General features: G+C 74.1%; 17 protein-coding genes. 12 read left to right on the forward strand and 5 right to left on the reverse strand.

Translation table 11 applies throughout. From position 1 onward, the window contains the following. Nucleotides 1–157: 157 nt before the first annotated feature. On the reverse strand, nucleotides 158–1,705 hold the full coding sequence (locus EIO00_RS22665; protein ID WP_140182230.1) for an FAD-binding oxidoreductase: 1,548 nt from the start codon (nucleotides 1,703–1,705) through the stop codon (nucleotides 158–160). A gap of 144 nt (nucleotides 1,706–1,849) precedes the next feature. Further along, entirely contained in the window at nucleotides 1,850–2,245 is a 396-nt protein-coding gene (locus EIO00_RS22670; protein ID WP_140182232.1) for a CopD family protein, read from the reverse strand. Between the two features lie 679 nt (nucleotides 2,246–2,924). Between EIO00_RS22670 and EIO00_RS22675 the strand changes: the two genes are divergently transcribed. From EIO00_RS22675 to EIO00_RS22715, 9 genes are all read left to right on the forward strand, one after another. After that, complete coding sequence (locus EIO00_RS22675) at nucleotides 2,925–3,935, forward strand: methionine ABC transporter ATP-binding protein (protein WP_140182234.1); 1,011 nt, start codon at nucleotides 2,925–2,927, stop codon at nucleotides 3,933–3,935. Then, the gene (locus EIO00_RS22680) at nucleotides 3,932–4,588 is read left to right on the forward strand and encodes a methionine ABC transporter permease (protein WP_140182236.1); all 657 of its coding nucleotides are present in this window, start codon (nucleotides 3,932–3,934) and stop codon (nucleotides 4,586–4,588) included. Before EIO00_RS22675 ends, EIO00_RS22680 begins: the two co-directional genes overlap by 4 nt. Before the next feature lie 47 nt (nucleotides 4,589–4,635). Beyond that, nucleotides 4,636–5,445 carry a MetQ/NlpA family ABC transporter substrate-binding protein gene (locus EIO00_RS22685; RefSeq protein ID WP_140182238.1) on the forward strand — a complete coding sequence of 270 codons (810 nt, stop codon included), beginning with the start codon at nucleotides 4,636–4,638 and terminating at the stop codon, nucleotides 5,443–5,445. A 168-nt stretch (nucleotides 5,446–5,613) separates the two neighbouring features. Further along, nucleotides 5,614–6,549 carry an STM4015 family protein gene (locus tag EIO00_RS22690; RefSeq protein WP_140182240.1) on the forward strand — a complete coding sequence of 312 codons (936 nt, stop codon included), beginning with the start codon at nucleotides 5,614–5,616 and terminating at the stop codon, nucleotides 6,547–6,549. A gap of 39 nt (nucleotides 6,550–6,588) precedes the next feature. Further along, a complete protein-coding gene (locus EIO00_RS22695) occupies nucleotides 6,589–7,542 on the forward strand; it encodes an STM4015 family protein (protein ID WP_140182242.1) in 954 nt (317 codons plus the stop codon). Nucleotides 7,543–7,624: 82 nt separating this feature from the next. After that, entirely contained in the window at nucleotides 7,625–8,707 is a 1,083-nt protein-coding gene (locus EIO00_RS22700; RefSeq protein WP_140182244.1) for an STM4014 family protein, read from the forward strand. 293 nt (nucleotides 8,708–9,000) lie between these two features. Further along, nucleotides 9,001–9,801, forward strand: a complete 801-nt coding sequence (locus EIO00_RS22705; protein WP_140182246.1) for an STM4013/SEN3800 family hydrolase — start codon at nucleotides 9,001–9,003, stop codon at nucleotides 9,799–9,801. Next, nucleotides 9,795–11,084, forward strand: a complete 1,290-nt coding sequence (locus EIO00_RS22710) for an STM4012 family radical SAM protein (protein WP_241661539.1) — start codon at nucleotides 9,795–9,797, stop codon at nucleotides 11,082–11,084. The genes EIO00_RS22705 and EIO00_RS22710 overlap by 7 nt, the downstream gene beginning before the upstream one ends. Next, a complete protein-coding gene (locus EIO00_RS22715; protein WP_140182248.1) occupies nucleotides 11,084–11,953 on the forward strand; it encodes an STM4011 family radical SAM protein in 870 nt (289 codons plus the stop codon). Before EIO00_RS22710 ends, EIO00_RS22715 begins: the two co-directional genes overlap by 1 nt. 240 nt (nucleotides 11,954–12,193) lie before the next feature. On the opposite strand, the gene EIO00_RS22720 is transcribed toward EIO00_RS22715, so the two are convergent. Together EIO00_RS22720 and EIO00_RS22725 are read right to left on the reverse strand one after the other, a co-directional pair. Beyond that, complete coding sequence (locus EIO00_RS22720; protein WP_140182258.1) at nucleotides 12,194–13,342, reverse strand: DUF6745 domain-containing protein; 1,149 nt, start codon at nucleotides 13,340–13,342, stop codon at nucleotides 12,194–12,196. A gap of 420 nt (nucleotides 13,343–13,762) precedes the next feature. Continuing rightward, nucleotides 13,763–14,089, reverse strand: a complete 327-nt coding sequence (locus tag EIO00_RS22725) for a hypothetical protein (RefSeq protein ID WP_140182250.1) — start codon at nucleotides 14,087–14,089, stop codon at nucleotides 13,763–13,765. A gap of 461 nt (nucleotides 14,090–14,550) precedes the next feature. Between EIO00_RS22725 and EIO00_RS22730 the strand changes: the two genes are divergently transcribed. Both EIO00_RS22730 and EIO00_RS22735 read left to right on the forward strand, forming a co-directional pair. Further along, a complete protein-coding gene (locus EIO00_RS22730) occupies nucleotides 14,551–15,522 on the forward strand; it encodes a helix-turn-helix domain-containing protein (protein WP_241661540.1) in 972 nt (323 codons plus the stop codon). A 115-nt stretch (nucleotides 15,523–15,637) separates the two neighbouring features. After that, a complete protein-coding gene (locus EIO00_RS22735; RefSeq protein WP_140182252.1) occupies nucleotides 15,638–17,812 on the forward strand; it encodes a RecQ family ATP-dependent DNA helicase in 2,175 nt (724 codons plus the stop codon). 561 nt (nucleotides 17,813–18,373) lie between these two features. On the opposite strand, the gene EIO00_RS22740 is transcribed toward EIO00_RS22735, so the two are convergent. Then, nucleotides 18,374–19,291 carry a carbohydrate kinase family protein gene (locus EIO00_RS22740; protein WP_175596312.1) on the reverse strand — a complete coding sequence of 306 codons (918 nt, stop codon included), beginning with the start codon at nucleotides 19,289–19,291 and terminating at the stop codon, nucleotides 18,374–18,376. Nucleotides 19,292–19,445: 154 nt separating this feature from the next. On the opposite strand from EIO00_RS22740, the gene EIO00_RS22745 reads away from it, so the two are divergent. Beyond that, complete coding sequence (locus EIO00_RS22745; protein WP_140182254.1) at nucleotides 19,446–21,920, forward strand: bifunctional acetate--CoA ligase family protein/GNAT family N-acetyltransferase; 2,475 nt, start codon at nucleotides 19,446–19,448, stop codon at nucleotides 21,918–21,920. Nucleotides 21,921–21,951: the final 31 nt, after the last annotated feature.

Here is a 21,951-nt window from a genome sequence, read left to right on the forward strand (position 1 = left end):
GACGCGGGTCTCGCGCCCGCGCGTCGGCCCGTCGGCGGCGGACCCCGCGTCTCCTCCCGCGTCTCGTCGCCGCGGCCGCGCCGCGCCGGGCCGGCGGGCGGGCGGGGGCGACCGTGCGAGGGTCGCGGACGTTCCGGCCGCCGGCCCTTCCGCACCGCTAGGGGAGCCGGACCGACTGGGGGTGGCGGAAGACGTCCAACGGGTCCCAGCGCTCCTTGACGCGCTGGAGCCTGCGGTAGTCGCGGCCGTAGTACAGCCGCCACCAGGGGACGTCGGAGGCGTTCCAGGCGGGGTCGTCCAGGTCCGCGTCCGGATGGCCGATGCAGCAGCCGTCGGTGACCGGGTCGTCCTGCAGGAACGCCGGCAGCGGCACCCCGCCCGTGGCGGCGTACATCGACCGGTACAGCTCCCGGATCCACCGCAGATGCCCCTCGCCCTGCTCGGTGATCGGCCAGTGCACCTGGTAGTGGAGCCGGAGGATCGACGAGCGCTGCATCACGGCCGTCTCGCCGGGGGCGGGCCGGTTGATCGCGCCGCCGTAGGAGTCGATCTGCACCACCGCGTCGCGGGCGACGCCGGGGACGTCCTCGGCCAGGCCCCGCCACAGCGTCTCGACCTGCTCGTCCGGCAGCGGCCGCACCATGTAGGCCGACTTGTGCTTGCCCGCCCGCATGCCGTCGGCCGGGCCGAGCAGCCTCTCCACCGTGTCCCACGGCAGCACCACGGGCGTGTGCAGGCCGGAGAGAGTCGGACATCCGTGCGGCTCGCCGAGGGAGCGGCGCCGGACGCCGACGTCCTCGTCCACCGCCGCCAGGAAGCGGGCGAGCAGGTCACGGGCGCCGGGGACGCCGGCGTCGATCTGGGCGATCAGCCTGATCGCGCCCTGGCTGCGGTGGGTGAGCTGCAGGCTGGCCGACAGCGGGTCGTACGGGCCGCCGGGCCGGCGATGCTCGGCGAAGAACCGCCCGAAATTGCCGACGATGCGGGCGAACCGCTCTTTGTCGATGTCCGCCCATTTCCAGCCGCCGGCGGTGAACAGCACCCGTTCCGGGGCGTCGGGCAGATCACGGAACCAAAACCGGGTCGAAATCCCGAAATTGCCGCCGCCGCCCCCGGTGTGCGCCCACCACAGTTCCCGCAGATGCTCGTCGCGGCTGTCGCGGGTGGCCGTCACCAGCCGCACCCGGCGGTCCCGGCCGACCACGGCGACCTCCACCGCGTACAGATGGTCCACGGTCAGCCCGTGCTGGCGGGAGAGCAGGCCGAAGCCGCCCGCCGGGACGTGCCCGCCGATCCCCGCCGACGGGAAGGAGCCGCCCGGCATCACCTTGCCGGTCCTCAGCCACAGCTTCTTGCGCAGGTCCCCGTCGGTGGCGCCGGCCTCGACGCAGACCGCGTCCATCGCCGGGTCGTGGTGGACGTCGTCCATGAGCGACATGTCGATGACGACCCGGACGTCCTCGCCGCAGGCGTCCTCGTGGCAGTGGCCCCCCGAGCGCACCGCGATCCGGGTCCGGGACGGGTCGCTCACCGGCTCGTTCACCGCCTGCTCCAGCGCGTGCCGCACCTGCGCGCTGTCGCTCACCAGGCGGATGTAGTCGGGTCTGGCGCGTCGCCGGGGGTCGAGCCCGCGGCACAGCGCCGCGTACCGGCGGTCCCCCTCGCAGATCTTGATTCCGCCCGCGTCGACGATCGCCGCCGTCATCGTTCCCCGCACCCTTCACGCCGGCGCCGGGCCCGGCCCGGGTGCCGGGCCCGGCGATCACCGCGACGTTAGCAATAAGGCGTCGCCGATTTCCGGGAAATGGCGTGGAAAAGTGTGGGGGAAATGGTGGGAAAAGTGCTGTGATCAGCCGAGCTGGACGCCCATGAACAACGCGATCAGGGCGGTCACCCCGCTGACCGCGCCGGTGACGGCCAGCCCCTTGCGGGTGGAGGCGCGGGCGTGCAGCGCCGCCGCGACCCCGGAGATCGCCACGACGGCGAGCTTGGTGTGCAGGGTGGCCTGGTAGTCCGACGGCGTGTCGCCCGCCTCGGCGATGTTCCACACGCCGGTGACCACCAGGACCGCGAACGCGGCCCAGGCGACCCTGTTGAACGCGCGCGCCGCCTGCTTGGGCGTGTCCCCGCCGGCGCCGCGCAGCACCGGCAGCAGCGCGGTCATCGTCAGCTGGCCGCCGACCCAGACGGTGGCGGCGAGCACGTGCAGGAAGACCCGGATCGTGTCCAGCGATACGGGGAGCATGGGGCGCCTCCTATGACGGCATGAGCGGTCGTGTGGATCTTCCCACCACGGGGGCGCGGTGTCCGGCGAGGGGGGCCGGTCCGGCGTCCGGCCGTCCGGGCGGGCGGGAGGCCGGACGGGACGGGCGTCCGGCGCCCCTCGCGCGGAGCCGGGCGCGGCCGGACGGGGCCCGGGGCGCGGGGGCGGGCGCGGCCGTCGCGCGGGGCCGAAGAGTCCGCCGGAATCACCCGGCCCGGCGTCGATCCTCGTGCGAGGGCGGCGTTGTGACGCAGATCTTGTCGCGACCGTTTGTCGACAGTGATGTCGATGTGGTTGACTCATGACGTGATGTACGTGCACCCCTGTCCGCCGTGTCGCCCGTGTGGTCCGTGGGCGCTGGGGTGTACGCGTCGAATGTGTGGTCACTGAGGGCCCACGCCGACTCGCGCCCCGAAGCGAGCAAGAACCGACCCCCGAGCCCCAGCCGCACATGATCTCCTTCGCCTCCTTCGTCCTGCACCTGCTGAGCCACGCCCCCTACCCGCCCGGCCGCCGCTGAGCGCCCGGCCGCCGCGCGTGCGCGGACCGGCGTGCGCTCGAACGCTCCGCCGCCGCTGAGACGGTCCGGCCGCCGCGTGCCCGGACCGGCAGACCGATCCGACCCGCCGCCGGAGGGCGGCCCGCCTCGGGGTGAATCCCTGTGATCCAGATCGAGAAACTCAAGAAGACCTATCGGACCCGCGGGCGCACCGTGACCGCCGTCGACGGGGTGGACCTCCACGTCCGCGAGGGCGAGATCTTCGGTGTGCTCGGGCGCAGCGGCGCCGGCAAGAGCACCCTGCTGCGCTGCGTCAACCTGCTGGAACGCCCCGACTCGGGCCGCGTGGTGGTCGACGGCCGTGATCTGGCCGCGCTGCCCGAACGCCGGCTGCGCGCCGCCCGGCAGCGGATCGGGATGATCCACCAGCACTTCGGGCTGCTGACCAGCCGCACCGTGGCCGGGAACGTGGCGTTCCCCCTCGAGGTCATGGGCGTGCCCAGGCGGGAACGGGCCCGCCGGGTGGCCGAGCTGCTGGAGCTGGTCGGCCTCACCGAGCACGCCAAGGCGTATCCGGCGCAGATCTCCGGCGGTCAGAAACAGCGCGTCGGGATCGCCCGGGCGCTGGCCGGCCGGCCCCGGGTGCTGCTGTCGGACGAGGCGACCTCGGCGCTGGACCCGGAGACCACCGCCTCCATCCTGCAGCTGCTGCGCGACCTCAACCGGGAGCTGGGCCTGACCATCCTGCTGATCACCCACGAGATGGAGGTGGTCAAGCGGATCTGCGACTCGGCGGCGATCATGCGCGCCGGGCGCCTGGTGGAGTCCGGGCCGCTGTCGGAGCTGCTGACCCGGCCCGGCTCCCAGCTGGCCCGCGACCTGTTCCCGCTGCCGCCGGCGCAGACCCGGCCCGGGGCCACCGTGGTCGACGTGACGTTCGTGGGCGACACCGCCGACCGTCCGTTCATCTCCACCCTGGCCCGCACCTACTCCATCGACGTCAACATCCTCGGCGGCGCCGTCGAGCAGATCGGAGACCGGCGGGTCGGCCGGCTGCGCATCGAACTGCCCGGCGACCCCGACGCCAACGCCGCCCAGCTCGCCCACCTGCGCGACGCCGGGCTGACCGTGGAGGTGCTCGACGCCGCCGCCCGCCCGGAGGTGGTCGCATGACCTGGGACGAGATCACGCCGCTGCTGCGCGACGCCACCCTGGAGACCCTGCAGATGACCTGGTGGTCGAGCCTGTTCACCGCGCTCGGCGGGCTGCTGCTGGGCGTGCTGCTGGTGCTGACCGACCGCACCGGGCTGCTGCCCGTCCCGCCCCTCCACCAGGTGCTCGGCGCGATCGTGAACGTGGGCCGGTCGCTGCCGTTCATCATCCTGATGGTCGCGATCCTGCCGTTCACCCGCGCCGTCACCGGCACCACCATCGGCACCACCGCCGCGATCGTGCCGCTGGCCGTCGCCGCCATCCCCTTCTACGCCCGGCTGGTGGAGACCGCGCTGCGCGAGGTCGACCCGGCCGTGATCGCCGCCGCCCGCGCCATGGGCGCCTCCCGCCGGCAGATCGTGGGCAAGGTCCTGCTGCGCGAGGCCCGCCCAGGGCTGGTCGCCGGACTGACCGTCACCGTGATCGCGCTGATCGGCTATTCGGCGATGGCCGGCGCGATCGGCGGCGGCGGGCTCGGCGACCTGGCCGTCCGCTACGGCTACCAGCGCTTCGAGACCGGCGTCATGGTCGCCACCGTCGTCGTGCTCATCGTCTTGGTGCAGCTGATCCAGATGCTCGGCGACCTGCTCGCCCGTCGCCTCACCCACCGCTGAACCCCGCTCCCGCACCGGGAGCCCCACACCAGAAAGGGACGACCGCCGTGTTTCGCAGACTGACCGTCGCGATCGCCTCCGTCGGACTGGCGCTCGGGCTGACCGCCTGCGGCTCCTCCGACTCCGGCTCCGACGACGTGCTCACCGTGGGCGCCAGCCCCGCCCCGCACGCCGAGATCCTCGAATACGTCCGGGACAACCTCGCCTCCGGCGCGGGGCTGAAGCTCAAGATCGAGGAGTTCTCCGACTACGTCCAGCCCAACCTGGCGCTGAACGACGGACGGCTGGACGCCAACTACTTCCAGCACAAGCCCTACATGGACGACTTCGCCCAGTCCAAGGGCCTGAAGCTGGCGTTCGTGGCGCCGATCCACCTGGAGCCGCTGGGCGCTTACTCCAAGAAGGTCACCTCCCTCTCCGAGCTGCCGCAGGGCGCGACCGTGGCGATCCCCAACGACGCCACCAACGGCGCGCGGGCCCTGAAGCTGCTGGCCGACAACGGCCTGATCACCCTCAAGCCGGACGCCGGCTCCAACGCCACCGAGAAGGACGTCGCCGACAACCCCAAGGGCCTGAAGTTCCGCCCGCTGGAGGCCGCCCAGCTGCCGCGCTCCCTGCAGGACGTGGACGCGGCCGTCATCAACGGCAACTACGCGCTCGAGGGCGGGCTGACCCCCGCCAAGGACGCCCTGGTGCTGGAGAAGACCGAGGGCAACCCCTACGCCAACGGGGTGGTCACCAAGGCCGGCGACGAGAACGACCCGCAGGTCCGCACGCTGGTCCGGCTGCTGCAGAGCCCCGAGGTGAAGAAGTTCATCCAGGACAAGTACCAGGGTTCGGTGCTGCCCGTCTTCTGAGCGGACCGCTTCCCTCCCACAGGCGGCCCGCCCTCCGGGGCGGGCGGCGAAGGCCCTCCGGAGCCCGCCCGGAGGGCCTTCGTCATGGGCGCTCCGCACGGCCGCCGAGGATGTCGGCGCCCTTTGGTAGGACGATGCCCGACCCCTGTCCGTGAAAGGCGAGTCCCGATGGCCATCTACGAGCACCTCACCGGATACGCCGGACTGCCCGTCGCCGACTTCATGCCGGAGACCGAGCCGGAGGAGCCCCCGGAGGATCCGGGCGGATTCGCCTGGCGGGTCTTCGGCTCCTACGCCGGAGAGGGGATCTCCGATGTGCTCGATCGCTTCCTGGACTGGGTGGACGGCGGCGCGATCACCGCGCTGATCATCGGCTACTGGAACACGCCGTCCTATGGCCGCTCCACGGAGCCCGGCCCGGTGGAGGCCCTGGTCGCGGCGGCGGACCGGCTTCCCGCGCTGCGTTCGCTGTTCCTCGGCGACATCATCGCGGAAGAGGCGGAGATCTCCTGGATCGAGCACTCCGACATCAGCCCCCTCCTGGCCGCCTACCCGCGGCTGGAGCGGCTGGGGGTGCGCGGGTCCCAAGGGCTGAGACTGCAGCCGTTCCACAGCCCTCACCTGCGTGAGCTGCGCTTTGAGTCCGGCGGGCTGCCCGGCCGCGTCGTCCGCGCGGTGGGCGCCAGCGACCTGCCCGCCCTGGAGCATCTGGAGCTGTGGCTGGGGACCCATCACTACGGCGGTGACGCCATGGTGGAGGATCTGGCGCCGATCCTGTCGGGGGAGCGGCTGCCGTCGCTGCGCCACCTGGGGCTGCAGGATTCTGAGATCCAGGACGAGATCTGTGCGGCGGTGGCCTCGGCGCCGATCGTGGCGCGGCTGGAGTCGCTGGCTCTGTCGATGGGCGTCCTCACCGATGCGGGCGCCGAGGCGCTCCTCACCGGGCAGCCGCTGACCCATCTGCGGTCGCTGGACCTGCACTACCACTACCTGTCCGATGGGATGATCGAACAGCTCCGCAAGGCCCTGCCCGGCGTCGAGATCGACCTGAGCGACCGGCAGGAGATCGACGACGAGTGGATGTTCGTGGCCGTCTCCGAATGACGGCCCTTGTCGCGACCGTCGACCAGAACGGGACACCGCATGATCCAAGAGTTGGTGAGCGAGTTCGCCGGCCTGCCGGTCGTCGAATTCAACGACGAGGGCGTCTTCCGCGAGGGCGAGAGGCTCGACGCCCCACCCGCCGACGTCGCCTGGCGGGTCCGCGTCCTCGAGGACGAAGGGTCCTTCGGCGCGGTCTTCGAGAAGTTCCTCGAGACCGTCGACCCGTCCTCGGTGACCGCGCTGATCATCGGATGGTGGCAGGACTACGGGGGCAACGGCGCCTTCGACGACCCGGTGGAGCGGCTGCTGGAGGCCTCCGATTCGCTGACCGGTCTGCGTTCGCTGTTCCTGGGCGACGTGGTAGTGGAGGAACGGGAGGTCTCCTGGATCCCGCCGCTGGGCTTCACCCCCCTGTTCGAGGCCTATCCGAGACTGGAGCGCTTTTGGATGCGCAGCGGCGAGATCCTCGATCCGCCGCGGCGGCCGTGGCGGCCGTTCCGCGCCGAGCACCTGCGTGAGCTGCGTTTGGAGTCCGGCGGGCTGCCCGCCGCGATGGTCCGGGCGGTGGCCGGCAGCGACCTGCCCGCCCTGGAGCATCTGGAGCTGTGGCTGGGGATGCGGCACTACGGCGGTGACGCCACGGTGGAGGATCTGGCGCCGATCCTGTCGGGGGAGCGGCTTCCGTCGCTGCGCCACCTGGGGCTCCAGGACGCCGAGATCCAGGACGAGATCTGTGCGGCGGTGGCCTCGGCGCCGATCGTGGCGCGGCTGGAGTCGCTGGCTCTGTCGATGGGCGTCCTCACCGACGCAGGTGCGGAGGCGTTGCTGTCGGGGCAGCCGCTGACCCATCTGCGCTCGCTGGACCTGCACCACAACTACCTGTCCGAGGAGATGACCGAGCGGATCCGCAAGGCCCTGCCCGGCGTCGAGATCGACCTGAGCGGCCGGCAGAGAAACGACGGGGGATGGCTGTTCGTGGAGGTCGCGGAATGACACCCCGCGCATGCGGCCGGGCGGTGCGCACGACGGACGCGCGCACCGAGCCCGCCGATTCACCGGTCGGCAGAGGACGACCATGACCTTCACCGTGATCGGAACGCCCCACGACCGGCGGGTGGGACTGTTCGCCGACGCCTGCCGCCGCCTCGGCCTCGAGTCGCCCGAGGTGATCGCCTGGCGGGACGTGCTGCGCGGCGAGCCGATCCGGATCCGGCCGGGCACCGTGCTGCGGATCGACTCGCCCGGCGACGACCCCGAGTGCGACGCGCTGCTGCGCGGCCCCGGAGACCCCACCCGCGTCGGCGGGGGAGCCCGCTGGTACGCCGCGTTCACCGCCGCCCTCGACCGGATCGCCGCGGCGGCCGCACAGGCCGGGGCGAGGTCCGTGAGCGACCCGGACGAGATCGCGGTGATGTTCGACAAACGCCGCTGCCACGCCCGGCTGGCGGCGGCCGGGGTGCCGGTCCCGCCCGCGCTGGAGGGACCGGTCACCGGGTACGCCTCCCTGCGCGAGCAGATGGCGCGGGCCGGCATGTCCCGGGTCTTCGTCAAACCCGCGCACGGCTCCTCCGGCTCCGGGGTCGTCGCGTTCCAGGCCCACCGCGACCGGGTCAAGGCCGTCACCTCGGCCGTCCCGGGCCCCGACGGCCGCCTGCACAACTCGCTGCGGGTGCGTTCGGTGGAGACCGAACCGGAGGTCGCGGCCCTGATCGACACGCTGGCCCCCGACGGCCTCCACGTCGAACGCTGGTTCCCCAAGGCCGCCCTGGGCGGCCGGACCCTGGACCTGCGGGTGGTGGTGATCGACGGCGTTCCCACCCACGCCGTCGTCCGCACCAGCCGTTCCCCCATCACCAACCTCCACATGGGGGGCCGCCGCGGCGACCTGGACGCGGTCCGCGCCGCCCTGGGCGAGTCCGGCTGGCGGCACGCCCTCCGGGTGTGCGCCGAGGCCGCCGCCTGCTTCCCCGGCAGCCGCATGGTCGGCGTCGACCTGCTCGTGGGCCTGGGATGGCGACGGGTGGCGGTCGCCGAGGTCAACGCCTTCGGCGACCTCCTGCCGGGCCTGCTCGGCCTCCCCGGCACCCCCGCCGAAGGACTCGACACCTACACCGCTCAGATCACCGCCGCCCTGTCCCTGAAGGGAACGCCCGCATGAGCGCCCGCGCGGACACCACCGCTCGACCGCTCGCGAGGCCGGCCACGAGGCCGATCACGAGACCGGCCGCGGGGCCGGCGGTGACGGGACGGACGACCGGCCGTTCCGCTCGGCCGGGGCCCGGGGCCTTCGCCGCCCGGCCCCGGAACGCGCCGGACGGCGCGGCGGGCGCCCTGCAGGCGATGCGGCGGCGGGCGACCCGACGGCGTGGCGGGCCGGTGCGGAGAGGGCGGCCGACGCCCCCGGCCGCCGGAGGACCCCGAAGGACGAGCACGCCCCGAAGGAGGTGACGCATGCGGGACATGAACGCGGTGGTCGGCACCCATGACCTGCTGCTGGTGACCCTGGACACCCTGCGGTACGACGTGGCGGAACGGCTCATCGAGCAGGGACGCACCCCCAACCTGGCGGCGGTGCTGCCGGGCGGACGATGGGAGCGCAGGCACGCGCCCGGCAGCTTCACCTACGCCTCGCACGCGGCGATGCTCGCCGGGTTCTGGCCCACCCCCGTCTCACCGGGACCGCACCCCCGGCCGTTCGCGGCGACGTTCCCCGGCAGTGAGACCACCGCGAAGGAGACCTGGGTGTTCGACGCCCCGCACCTGCCCGCGGGGCTGGAACGCGCCGGATATCACACGGTGTGCATCGGCGGGGTCGGGTTCTTCAACAAGCTCACCCCGCTGGGATCGGTGCTGCCGGGGATGTTCGCCGAGAGCCACTGGGAGCCGTCGTTCGGGGTCACCGACCCGGCGTCGCTGGAGCACCAGATCGACCGGGTCGGTGAGGTGATGGCCCGGCAGCCGCCCGACCGGAGGCTGTTCCTGCTGGTGAACGTGTCGGCGCTGCACCAGCCCAACTGGTTCTATCTGCCCGGCGCCACCCGCGAACGCGGCGACACCCTGGAGTCCCACGCGGCGGCGCTGGAGTACGTGGACCGGCACATCGGCCGGCTGCTGGACCTGATGCGGCGGCCGTGCTTCGTCGTCATCTGCTCCGACCACGGCACCGCCTACGGGGAGGACGGCCACATCGGGCACCGGATCGGCCACGAGGTCGTCTGGACCGTTCCGTACGGGGAGTTCGTGCTGTGCTGACCACCACCGGCCCCTACCAGGGCTACCTCTACGCCTATCCGCACAAGACCGCCTACCGGCCTCTGTCGCCCCGGCCCGCGCTGCGCGAGGTGTGGGCGGAGGAGGACCGCACCTCCCTGTTCCTGTACCTGCACGTGCCGTTCTGCGAGATGCGCTGCGGCTTTTGCAACCTGTTCACCCGCACCGGGGCGTCGCGGTCGCTGGCCTCGGCCTATCTGGACGCGCTGGCGCGGCAGGCCGCCGCGGTGCAGGACGCGCTGGGGGAGGCCTCGTTCGCCACGGCCGCGTTCGGCGGCGGCACCCCCACCTACCTGACGGCCGCCGAGCTGTCGCGGCTGTGCGACATCGCCGAACGGTTCGTCGACCTGCATGCCGTCCCGCTGGCGGTGGAGACCTCCCCGGCGACCGCCACCGCCGACCGGCTGACCGTGCTCGCCGAACGGGGCGCCACCCGCGTCTCCATCGGGGTGCAGAGCTTCATCGACGCCGAGGCCCGCGCGGTCGTCCGCCCGCAGCGACGCGCCGACGTGGAGGCGGCGCTGGATCGGATCCGCGCCGTCGGCTTCCCCGCCCTCAACATCGACCTGATCTACGGCATCGACGGGCAGACCCCCGACAGCTGGCTGACCTCGCTGAACGCCGCGCTGCGCTGGGAGCCGGAGGAGATGTACCTGTATCCGCTGTACGTGCGGCCGCTCACCGGGCTGGAGCGCCGGGCGGCCGACTGGGACGACCAGCGGATGCTGCTGTACCGGCTGGGGCGCGACCACCTCCTGGCGAACGGGTACGAGCAGGTGTCGATGCGGATGTTCCGGCGGCGCGGCCATGCGGACGCGGGAACGGCCTACTGCTGCCAGACCGACGGCATGGTGGGGCTGGGCGCGGGGGCCCGCTCCTACACCACGGACCTGCACTACTCGTTCGAGTACGCGGTGGGCGTGCCGCACGTCCGCGGGATCATCGACTCCTACCTGCGGGAGACCCGGTTCGACGTGGCGCACGTCGGGTTCGTCCTGGACGACGAGGAGCGCCGGCGCCGCCACTTGATCCAGTCCCTGCTGCAGGCGGAGGGCATGCGGCGCGCCCCCTACGCCGCCCGGTTCGGCACCGACGCGCGGGAGGACTTCCCGGAACTGGCGGACTTCGCCGACCGGGGATGGCTAGAGGAGACCCCGGAGACGCTGCGGCTGACCCCGGAGGGCCTGGCGCACTCCGATGTGATCGGTCCGGCGCTGATCTCCGCGCGGGTGCGCGCCCTCATGGACGCCTACGAGGTCCGCTGATGTCGACCCGGCACCTTGTGATCCTGTATCGCGGGCCGCTGGCGAGCTGCGATTACGACTGCCCCTACTGCCCGTTCGCCAAGCGCCGCGACACCCCCGAGCAGCTCCGCGCCGACCGGGCCGCGCTGGAACGCTTCGTCGCCTGGGTCGAGGAACGCCCCCACCCGGTCTCGGTGCTCTTCACCCCCTGGGGCGAGGGCCTGGTGCGCTCCTGGTACCGGCGGGCGCTGGTGCGGCTGAGCCGTCTTCCGCAGGTGGAGCGCGTCGCCATCCAGACCAATCTGAGCCACCGCACCGACTGGACGAGCGAGGCCGACCTGACCCGCCTCGCCCTGTGGACCACCTTCCACCCCGGGCAGGTCCCCTATGAGCGCTTCCTGGCCAAGTCGCGCGACCTGAGCGCCCGGGGCGTCCGCCACAGCGTCGGCATCGTCGGCCTCCCCGAGCACCTCCCCTTCGCCCGCCGCCTGCGCGCCGACCTGCCCGACCACGTCTATCTGTGGGTCAACGCCGCCGAGGGACGCACCTACACCGGCGCCGAGGCCGCCGCCTGGAGCGCCATCGACCCGCTGTTCTCCTACAGCCGTCGCCCGCACCGCAGCCGGGACCTGCCGTGCCGGACCGGCCACACCGTCATCTCCGTGGACGGCGCGGGCGACGTCCGCCGCTGCCACTTCGTCCCGGAGGTCCTGGGCAACCTCTACGACGGGAGCTTCGAGGCCGCCCTGCGCCCCCGCCCCTGCCCGGCCGCGACCTGCGACTGCCACATCGGCTACGTCCATCTGGAGCCGCTGGGCCTGTACGACGTCTTCGCCGGCGGCATCCTCGAACGCATCCCCGCCCACTGGCCTCCGGCGCCGCCCCGCTGACGAGACCCGGGCGGCCCGCCCGCTCCGGCCGCACCGGCGCCGCCGGGCGGGACGGGACCGGCGACGCCGGACAGTGCGGGCTCGGCGGCGGGCGAGAGGGGTCCGGCGGCGAGTGAGGCGGGCTCGGCGGCGGGCGCACCGAGGGGCGGAGGCGCCGAACACCGGCGGGCCGCCGCCGGGCGCCGGTGCGCACCGGGCAGCGGGTTCGCCGCCGGCGGCGGACGTCGGCGAGGCGGGGCGTCAGGTCTCCTGCAGCGGGCGGTACTCCTCCTCCGACAGCCCGAACGTCCAGGCGACGCCCTCCCGGGCGGTGCGGACGTTCGGCGGGACGCGCAGGAAGTAGGTGCGGCGGCTCCCGTCGGGCTCGGGGGTGGAGTTGACCACCTCGACCATGGTCACCGGCTCGTCGCCGGGAAGGAAGACGCGCCACAGGACACCGGCCTCGTCGCGTGAGACGGGCTTGGCGCCGGTTTCGCGCAGGTACCGCTCGTAGCCGTAGTGCTCGAGCATCGCCCGGCGCAGCTCGGCGTTCTCCTCCTTCTGGATGTCGTCCATCGTCAGTGCGCCGAGCCGGGCGATGAAATCGGACGGGACCGGCATCCCATGCCAGGCGTGCAGCGCGAAACCGTCCGAGAAGGCGAGCGCCGGCCCCTCGGCGCGGTGCAGCCTGCCCTGCTCGTCGAAGTGCAGGTCGGTGGGGCGCTCACAGATGAGCACCGCGTTCTCATACGGCCACCACCACCCGGCGGAGCGGGCGACCTCGGCCGGCCCGGCGAGCCCGGACAGCCTGCCGAGCTCCTCGAACAGCCGCAGCCACGGGGCGTCGTGTTGGCCGAGCACCGCGTTCACGGTGGCCCTGCGCAGCAGTCGCCCGGCCGCGGTGTCCAGCCCGTCGTCCAGACGCGGCTCGTCCGGGGCCACCCCGTCGGGGGCCTCCTCGGCCTGCGTCCCGACCATCCTCCCGAGCATCCGCCGGATCCGCGTGATCAGCCCGTTCACCGCGTCCCAGTCGGCGCCGACCGTCCGCGCCCACACCTGCGCCCACTCCCGCGGCCCCAGCTCGGCGCGGGCGGCGGTCAGCACGGCCTCCCACGGCCGGGTGCGGACCCGGTCCCGGACGTTCTCCCCGGCGTCGAGGCCGGCGATCAGGCTCCCGATCTCCGCCACGGCGTCGCCGAGCCCCGCCTCCCGCAGGGTCTGCGCGCCCTCCTCGCCGCCTTCCAGCAGCACGGCCGCGATCGCCCCGGCCGCCGGCGACGGCGCCCACACCACCTGCTCCGGCCCGTTCAGCCCCGCGGCCTCATAGGCGGCCCGGACGCCCGCCTCGGCCCGTTCCCGCTCCGCCGCTCCGGTGGCGAACGCCACCGCGCGCCAGTCCGTCGCCTTCATCGTGTCCACGCAACTCCTCCGCTGTCGAACAAGGCCTCGGGACCGCCCGCGCCGCTCCGCCCTCCGGCCCACCGGACCGTCCCGCCGCCTTCGACCGCCGTCCTCCGGGCGGCGAGGCTCTCACCGTGAGACCGCCCCCGCCGTCAAGCCCCGTCCCCCGAGGGGCGGGCGGGGCGGGCCGGTGTCCGGGCGGGATGAGCACCGGTCCGGACGTGCGGTCCGGAGGGCGCGGACCCGGGGGACGCCGATCCGGGCGGTGCGGTCGAGGCGCCGTTCGCCGCCCGGCCCGACCCCGTGCGGCCGGACGGCGGTTCGGCGCGCCGACGCGCCCGCCCCGACCCGGCCGCCGCATCGCCCGGAGCGATCGGGCGTGGTCCGGACCGGGCCCCGGCGCCGTCGGCGGGCGGGGTCGGCGACCGCTCAGTCGGCGACCGTCCGGACCTCCCTGGGGGTGTACTCGCGCTGCCGGATCACGCGGTACCACCCGGCCGGCAGCGTGATCGGAGCGTGCTCCTCGTGGGTGAGCCGGCCGCCGCGGGGCAGGTGCAGATAGTCGGGATCCAACGGAGAGGCGGTGCGGAACAGCTCTCCGGGCGCGGTGATGGCGTGCGCGTGCCCGGTCGCCTCCCCGAAGGCCAGCACGATGCGCGCGCGCCCGTCCCGCGGCTCCGGCGACGACGTCTTGATCGCCGGGGGCACGTCGTCCTCCGACACCGGGAGGACCAGCACATCTCCTTGTCGGTACATGTCGGGCACGCTATCGGCCGCCACCGACAAAATCGGGCCTCCTGAAGCGGCGGAGAACGCCGCGGGCGTCTTAGGGTCCGCCTCGGGCCGCGGGGCGGGCGGACCGCGGGCGCTTCGCCGCACCGGCCCGGACCGCGCCGTGCGCCGCATCCCCTGCGGGAGCGCGCGGGGAACGCGCAGGGCATGCGGCGGGCTCCCCGCAGAGGACGCCGGCGGACGCCGTGAACGATCGGCGGCTGCGATGCGTCCCAGCGCACGAGAGGGCCGCGAGGGGGCCGCGGGGAGGCGCCGCGCCGGGACGGCGCGCGCCGGCGAAGGGCGCCGGGCGAGGCGTCGGTTCCCTTGCGGGCGCCCCGGGAAAGACATGGATATGCATATGCATTGGCATATGCCTGAACATATGTGGCCCGGCTATCCGGATTCGCGGGAAAAGGAAGGCCGCCCCTGCCAGACTGGGGGGCATGCGGACGCGGAGATCCCTGCCGTTCAGCAGCGCCGGCAACGCGGGACGCGCGCGGAGCGGAGGACGGGCGGACGAGCCGGCGACGCCCCTCGGCCTCCCCGCCATGCCCCGCCGGGGAGGGCCGATCGTGGTGCGCATCCTGGTCGGCGCGCAACTGCGCCGGCTGCGGGAGCAAAGCGGCATCTCCGCCGAGGACGCCGGATACGCGATCCGCGCCAGCCAGTCGAAGATCAGCCGGATGGAGTCCGGCCGCGTCAGCTTCAAGCCCCGTGACGTGGCGGACCTGCTCACCCTCTACGGCGTGCTGGACGAGGAGGAGCGCAACGCCATCCTGGAGCTGGTGCGCCACGCGAACGCGCCCGCCTGGTGGCACCGGTACGGCGACATCCTCCCCGGCTGGCGCGAGCCCTACCTGGCGCTGGAGGAGTCGGCCTCGGTCATCCGCGCCTACGAGACCCAGGGCGTTCCCGACCTGCTGCAGACCGAGGACTACGCCCGGGCCGTCGCCCGGCTCCGCCGCCCCAACGCCTCCGAGGCCGAGGTCGCCGACCGGGTCGACATGCTGATGCGGCGCCGCACGCTGCTGGAGCAGCCCGACCCGCCCCACCTGTGGGCGGTGGTGGACGAGGCGGTGCTCCGCCGCACCGTCGGGGACGACGCGATCATGCGCGCCCAGCTGAAGCACCTGCTGGACGTCGCGCACACCATGCCCCACGTGACGCTGCAGGTCCTGCCCTCCGCGTCCTCGCGCGGGGTGTTCGGCGGCATCCCGTTCCGCATCCTCCGGTTCCCCGAGTTCGACCTGCCCGACGTGGTGTATCTGGAGCAGCTCACCGGCGCCCTGTACCTGGACAAGGGCGACGACGTCGAGGCGTATCTGACCTTGATGGACCGGCTGTGCACGGCCGCGCTCACCGCGGAGCGGAGCGTGGAGATGCTGACGGAGCTGTATGAAGAGCGCGGCGGCTGACGCCCACCCCCTCCTCCGGACCCCGGGGGGCGCGCATCGCCCGGTCGGGCGCCCCGGGGCGACGGCCCCTGCCCCCGGCGCCGCACGACCGGCGCCGGCCGACGCCCGGAGACGCATGAGCGAGACCGTCGAGGAGCTCCGGGAACGCGCCGAGGCGTGCCTGCGGGCGCTGGCGGGCGAGCACGCCCGGCTGCGCGAGGACCAGTGGGCCGCGATCCGCGCCCTGGTGGTGGAGCGGCGCCGGACCCTGGTCGTCCAGCGCACCGGCTGGGGCAAGTCCGCCGTCTACTTCGTCGCCACCCGCCTGCTGCGCGACCGGGGCGCCGGCCCCACCGTCATCGTCTCGCCGCTGCTGGCGCTGATGCGCAACCAGATCGCCGCCGCCGAACGCGCCGGCATCCGCGCCCGCACCGTCAACTCCGCCAACGTCGAGCAGTGGGACGAGGTGTTCGCCGAGGTCGCGGCCGGCGCCGTCGACGCCCTGCTGGTCAGCCCCGAACGGCTGAACAACCCCGACTTCCGGGAGGCGGTGCTGCCCCGCCTCGGCGCCGACGCCGGCCTGGTCGTGGTGGACGAGGCGCACTGCATCTCCGACTGGGGGCACGACTTCCGCCCCGACTACCGCCGAATACGCACCCTGCTGGCCCGGCTCCCCGACGGCGTCCCCGTGCTGGCCACCACGGCGACCGCCAACGCCCGCGTCACCCGCGACGTGGCCGACCAGCTCGGACGCCCCGCCGACGAGACCGCCGGCCCGGACGCCGCGCAGGAGAGGGCGGGCGACCGCGCCCCGCGGGAGGGACGCCAGGACGTGCTGGTGCTGCGGGGTCCGCTGGCACGGGAGTCGCTCCGCCTGGCGGTCGTGCGGCTGAACGGGACCGAACAACGCCTGGCATGGCTGGCCGAGCATCTGGACGAGCTGCCGGGATCGGGGATCGTCTACACGCTGACCGTGGCCGCCGCCCAGGAGATCGCCGCGTTCCTGGCCGAGCGCGGGCACAAGGTGGCGGCGTACTCGGGGCGGACCGACCCGGAGGAGCGCCTGCGGGCCGAACAGTGGCTGCTGGACGACACGCTCAAGGCGCTGGTGGCCACCAGCGCGCTGGGCATGGGCTTCGACAAGCCGGACCTGGGGTTCGTCGTGCACATGGGCGCGCCCCAGTCGCCGGTGGCCTACTACCAGCAGATCGGCCGGGCCGGACGCGGCGTGGAACGCGCCGAGGCGATCTTGCTGCCCGGCGCCGAGGACCGGGAGATCTGGTCGTACTTCGCCGGCCTGGCGTTCCCGCCCGAGCCGGTGGTGCGGGCGACGCTGGACGCGCTGGCCGCCGCGGACCGCCCGCTGTCCACCAGCGCGCTGGAGCCGCTGGTGGACCTGAGCCGCAGCCGGCTGGAGATGATGCTCAAGGTCCTCGACGTGGACGGGGCGGTCCGCCGCGTCAAGGGCGGCTGGATCGCGACCGGACGCCCCTGGCGCTACGACCGCGAGCGCTACGAGCGGGTGGCCGTCGAACGCCGCCGCGAACAGCAGGCGATGCTGGACTACATCGCCACCGCCGGCTGCCGCGAGGAGTTCCTGCGCCGCCGGCTGGACGACCCCGCCGCCCGCCCCTGCGGCCGCTGCGACAACTGCACCGGCCGCCACTGGCCCACCCGCGTCGACGACGCCGCCGTCCGGCAGGCCCGGCGGCGCCTGAGCCGCCCCGGCGTCGACATCGCCCCGCGCCGCATGTGGCCCACCGGCGTCAAAGGCGACCTGGGCGTCTCCGGCCGCATCCCCCCGGCCGAGCTCGCCGAGCCCGGAAGGGCCCTGGGCCGCCTCAGCGACATCGGCTGGGGCGACCGTCTGCGCGCCCTGTTCGCCGAGAACGCCCCCGACGCCGAGGTCCCCGACGACGTCTTCGAGGCCGTGGTGAAGGTCCTGGCCGCCTGGGAGTGGCGGGAGCGTCCGGTCGCGGTCGTCACGATCGCCTCCCGGTCCCGCCCGCGTCTGGTCGCCGGCCTCGGCCGCCGCATCGCCCGGGTGGGGCGCCTGCCGTATCTGGGGGAGATCGCGGCGGTCGCGCCCCGCGCCCCGCGTCGGCACAACAGCGCCCAGCGTCTGCGCACCGTCTGGCGCTCCCTGGCCCCCGCCCCGGAGCTGGCCGCCGCGATCCCCTCCCTGCGCGGCCCGGTGCTGCTGGTGGACGACCGCGTCGAGACCGGCTGGACCATGACCGTCGCCGCCCGTCACCTGCGCCTGCTGGGCGCCCCCGCGGTCCTCCCCCTGGCCCTGGCGATCTCCGTCTGACCGGGGCGGCGCGGGGACGGGGAGAGAGGAGGCCCCTCACGGGGCCCGACGGCGGGCGGGGGAGGGGCGATCGGGATCGCCGGCCGTGCGCATGGTCGGCCCCCGCCCGACGGCGGACGGGGAGGGGAGCCGTCCGTCCTGCGGCCGCGTCGCGTGACCGCCGGGCCGGCGAAGGCCCCCGGGGCCGGGACGGCCGTGAGGGCCCACGGGCCGATCGGGCTCATCGGGCTCGCCGGGCTTGTCGGGGCGGACGACGGGATCGGAGGGACGGGCGTTCCCGCCGAGACGGATCGAGACGGACGGGGGCCGGGGACGAGGGGACCGGCCGTCGCCGAGCGACGGGCGGGGAGGAAGGAGAAGGGGAGAGGCGGGGACGGCGCCGGGCGTCCTGCCCGGTGACCCGGCCCGGTGGACCGGCCCGTGCGATCCCGTTGGACGCCGGGTGAGGGGCCCGCCGCGCCGCGCCACCGGGCCCCGGTCTCGGGGCCGGCGCACGGGAGAAGAGGCGTCGGCACCGCCGTGCCCTCATGCGCCGGAGGGCGTGCGGGGCCGAAGCGGAGATCAGCGGATCTCGTTGTCGACGATGTCCAGGCGGGGACGGGCGCCGATGTGGGACATGGCGCGGGCGGCCAGCCGGTTGCCGGCGGCCAGGGCCTCGGCGGCGGGCTTGCCGTCCAGCCAGGGCGGCAGGAAACCGGCGATGAAGGCGTCCCCGGCGCCGGTGCCGTCGACGATCTTCTCCAGCGGCTCGGCGGGGGCCACGATCGGTTCGGAGCGGGTGTTGTTGAAATACAGCGACCCCTCGGCGCCCATCTTGATGACCACCTGCGGGTACCAGGCGGTGAGCACCTTGGCGGCGGCCCGCGCCTCGTCCCGGCCGGTCAGCACCTCGGCCTCGGCGGTGTTGACGATCAGCAGCCGGGCGCCCTGGGTCCACTCCAGGAACGGCTCGGCGCCGACCCGCTTGAGCGGGGAGGAGGACCCGGCGTCCACCGAGATCGACATGCCGGCGTTGCGGGCCAGCTTGAGGGCGTGCCGCCCGGCGTTCCGGGAGCCCTCGTTCAACAGCGAGTAGCCCGACAGGTGCAGGTGGGCGCCCTGGGTGAACAGGTCCTGGGGGATGTCCTCGGGCAGCAGCGCGGCGTTGGCGCCCGGGTCGGACAGCATCGTGCGGTCGCCCTTGTGGGTGACCAGGACCACACAACTGCCGGTGGGGCGGTCCGGGTCCATCACCAGGCGGGCGTCCACGCCCATGCCCATGAGCTCCATGTCCCGGTTACGGCCCGCGATGTCGGAACCGCGGCGCCCCACGAAAGCCGTCTCCGTGCCCTCGATGGCGAGCCACGACGCGATGTTGGCCGCCGAGCCGCCGCCGTGCATGGTCACCGCGGCCGGGGTGTCGCTGCCCTTGGCCAGCGGATAGGCGGCTCGTGCAACGGTATCGGTCATGAGATCGCCGACCACGACCACGCGTGCCATGAGTCATCACCTCGATCAACACCACCAGCGCCCCGGCAGCAGCATTATCCGGCGCGTGTGCTCGACCGTAACAGCTCCCGGGCGGTCGGCGGGTCTCGAACGCGCACCGAAACGGCGAACGAGCGGCGTCCCGCCGCGGGCTACTCTCGGGTAGGTGAGCGACGCGTACCCGGACCACTGGGAGGCCGACGTCGTTCTCGCCGACGGCGGGACGGCGCACATCCGCCCCATTCGCAGGAGCGACGCCGACCTGCTGCGGGCCTTTTATGCACGGCTGTCCCCCGAGTCGATCTACTACCGGTTCTTCTCGCCGCGCCCCCGGCTGAGCGACCGGGAGATCGACCACTTCACCGGCGTCGATCACGACGACCGGGTGGGACTGATCGCCACGATCGGCGACGACATGGTGGCGGTCGTCCGGTACGACCGCCTGCCCGACGAGCCCGGCACCGCCGAGGTGGCGTTCCTGGTGGAGGACGCCCACCAGGGGCGCGGGCTCGGCTCGGTGCTGCTGGAGCACATCGCGGCGGCCGCCCGGGAACGCAAGGTGCGCCGCTTCATCGCGCACGTGCTGCCGGACAACCGGCGGATGACCAAGGTGTTCCGGGACGCCGGATACCGGGCCAAGCAGCGGTTCGAGGACGGCATCATCCAGCTCGTCCTGGACCTGGAGCCCACCGAGACCTCCGTGGAGGTGATGGCCGCGCGCGAGCACCGGGCCGAGTCCCGGTCCATCCAGCGGCTGCTGTTCCCCCGCTCGGTGGCGGTGATCGGGGCCAGCCGGGAGGCGCACAGCGTCGGGCAGACGGTGCTGCGCAACCTGCTGACCGGCGACTTCACCGGCCCCGTCTACCCGGTGCACCCCACCGCGACCGCTGTCGCCGGGGTCCGCGCCTACCCGACCGTGCTGGACGTCCCCGACGAGGTGGACCTGGCGGTGGTGGCGGTCCGCGCCGAGGCCGTGCACGAGGTGGTCCAGCAGTGCGCGGGCAAGGGCGTGCACGGGCTCGTCGTCGTCTCCTCCGGCTTCGGGGAGACCGGCGCCGAGGGACGCGCCCGTCAGCTGGAGCTGGTGCGCCTGGCCCGCGCCCACGGCATGCGCGTCGTGGGCCCCAACTGCCTGGGCATCGCCAACACCGACCCGTCCGTGCGGTTGAACGCCACGCTCGCCCCGACCATGCCGGGACGCGGCCCGCTGGGCTTCTTCTCCCAGTCGGGGGCGCTGGGCATCGCGATCCTGCGGTCGGCGGCCGAACGCGGACTGGGCCTGTCCACCTTCGTGTCCGCCGGCAACCGGGCCGACGTGTCCGGCAACGACCTCATGCAGTACTGGGAGGAGGACCCCGCGACCGGCGGGATCCTGCTCTACCTGGAATCGATCGGCAACCCCCGCAAGTTCACCCGGCTGGCGCGGCGGATCTGCCGCACCAAGCCGATCGTGGCGGTCAAGTCCGGCCGCAGCACCCAGGGCGTCCCGCTGGGGCACGCCGTGCGGGCGCTCCGCCTGCCCGACCACGCGGTCAGCGCGCTGTTCGCGCAGGCCGGCGTGATCCGGGTGGACGACCTGGACGAGCTGTTCGACGTCGCCCAGCTGCTGGCCTACCAGCCGCTGCCGGCGGGAGATCGGCTGGCGATCATCGACAACTCCGACTCGCTGGGACTGCTCGCCCAGGACGCCGCCGTGGCGCTGGGCCTCTCGCCGCGCGACCCGGTGAACCTGGGGCCGCGCGCCCGCGCCGCCGACTATGAGAAGGCGCTGTCGGAGGCCCTGGACGACGACGCGGTCGACGCGGTGTTCGCGCTGTTCGCCCCGCCCACCATCGGAGAGATCGACCCGGACGTGCCGCAGGTGATCGCCCGGCTCGCCCGGAAGGGACGGCAGGCGGGCAAGCCGATCCTGTCGACCTATCTGGGCGCCCGGGGCATGCTCCCGGAGCTGCGGGTGCCCGCCCCCGACGGCATGCCCGCCGCCGGGTCCGTGCCGTCCTACTCCGCCCCCGAGGACGCCGTCCGCGCGCTGGCGTACGTCACCCGGTACGCCCTGTGGCGGCAGCGGCCCCAAGGGCGCCTGCCCGAGACCGAGGGCATGGACCGCGACCGCGCCCGCGCGCTGGTGGAACGCCTGCTCGACGGGGCCGAGGGGCCGGTCGCCGCGACCCCGGGGCAGGCGGCCGAGCTGCTGGCCTGCTACGGCGTCACGGTCGGCGACGCCGACGGCGCGGGCGTGGCCGTCCGCATCGTCACGATGGAGGACCCCTCCTTCGGGGCGGTGGTGTCGTTCGGCCTGTCGGACGTGACCGCCGCGCTGCTGGACGACCGGGCCTACCGGCTGGCCCCGCTCACCGACGTGGAGGCCGCCGAGCTGGTGCGCGCCATCCGCGCCGCCCCCCTGCTGTTCGGTCACCACGGCACCGAGCCGGTGAACGTCGCCGCACTGGAGCGCCTCCTGCTGCGGGTCTCCCGCCTGGCCGCCGACCTGCCCGAGGTGTCCCGCCTGGAGCTCGACCGCGTCCGCGCCGACGGCGCCGACGCCGTCGCGGGCGCCGTCTCCCTGCTCCTGGCCCGACCGGTCGGCCCCCGCCCCGAGCTGGGGCCGCGCCGCCTCCCCACCCCGCCCGCCGTCCGCTGACCGGGCGCCCCCGGCGCGGGCGCCCGCGCCG

It is taken from the genome of Thermomonospora catenispora, assembly GCF_006363815.1.
In the GTDB taxonomy this organism is placed as follows: Bacteria; Actinomycetota; Actinomycetes; order Streptosporangiales; family Streptosporangiaceae; genus Thermomonospora; species Thermomonospora catenispora.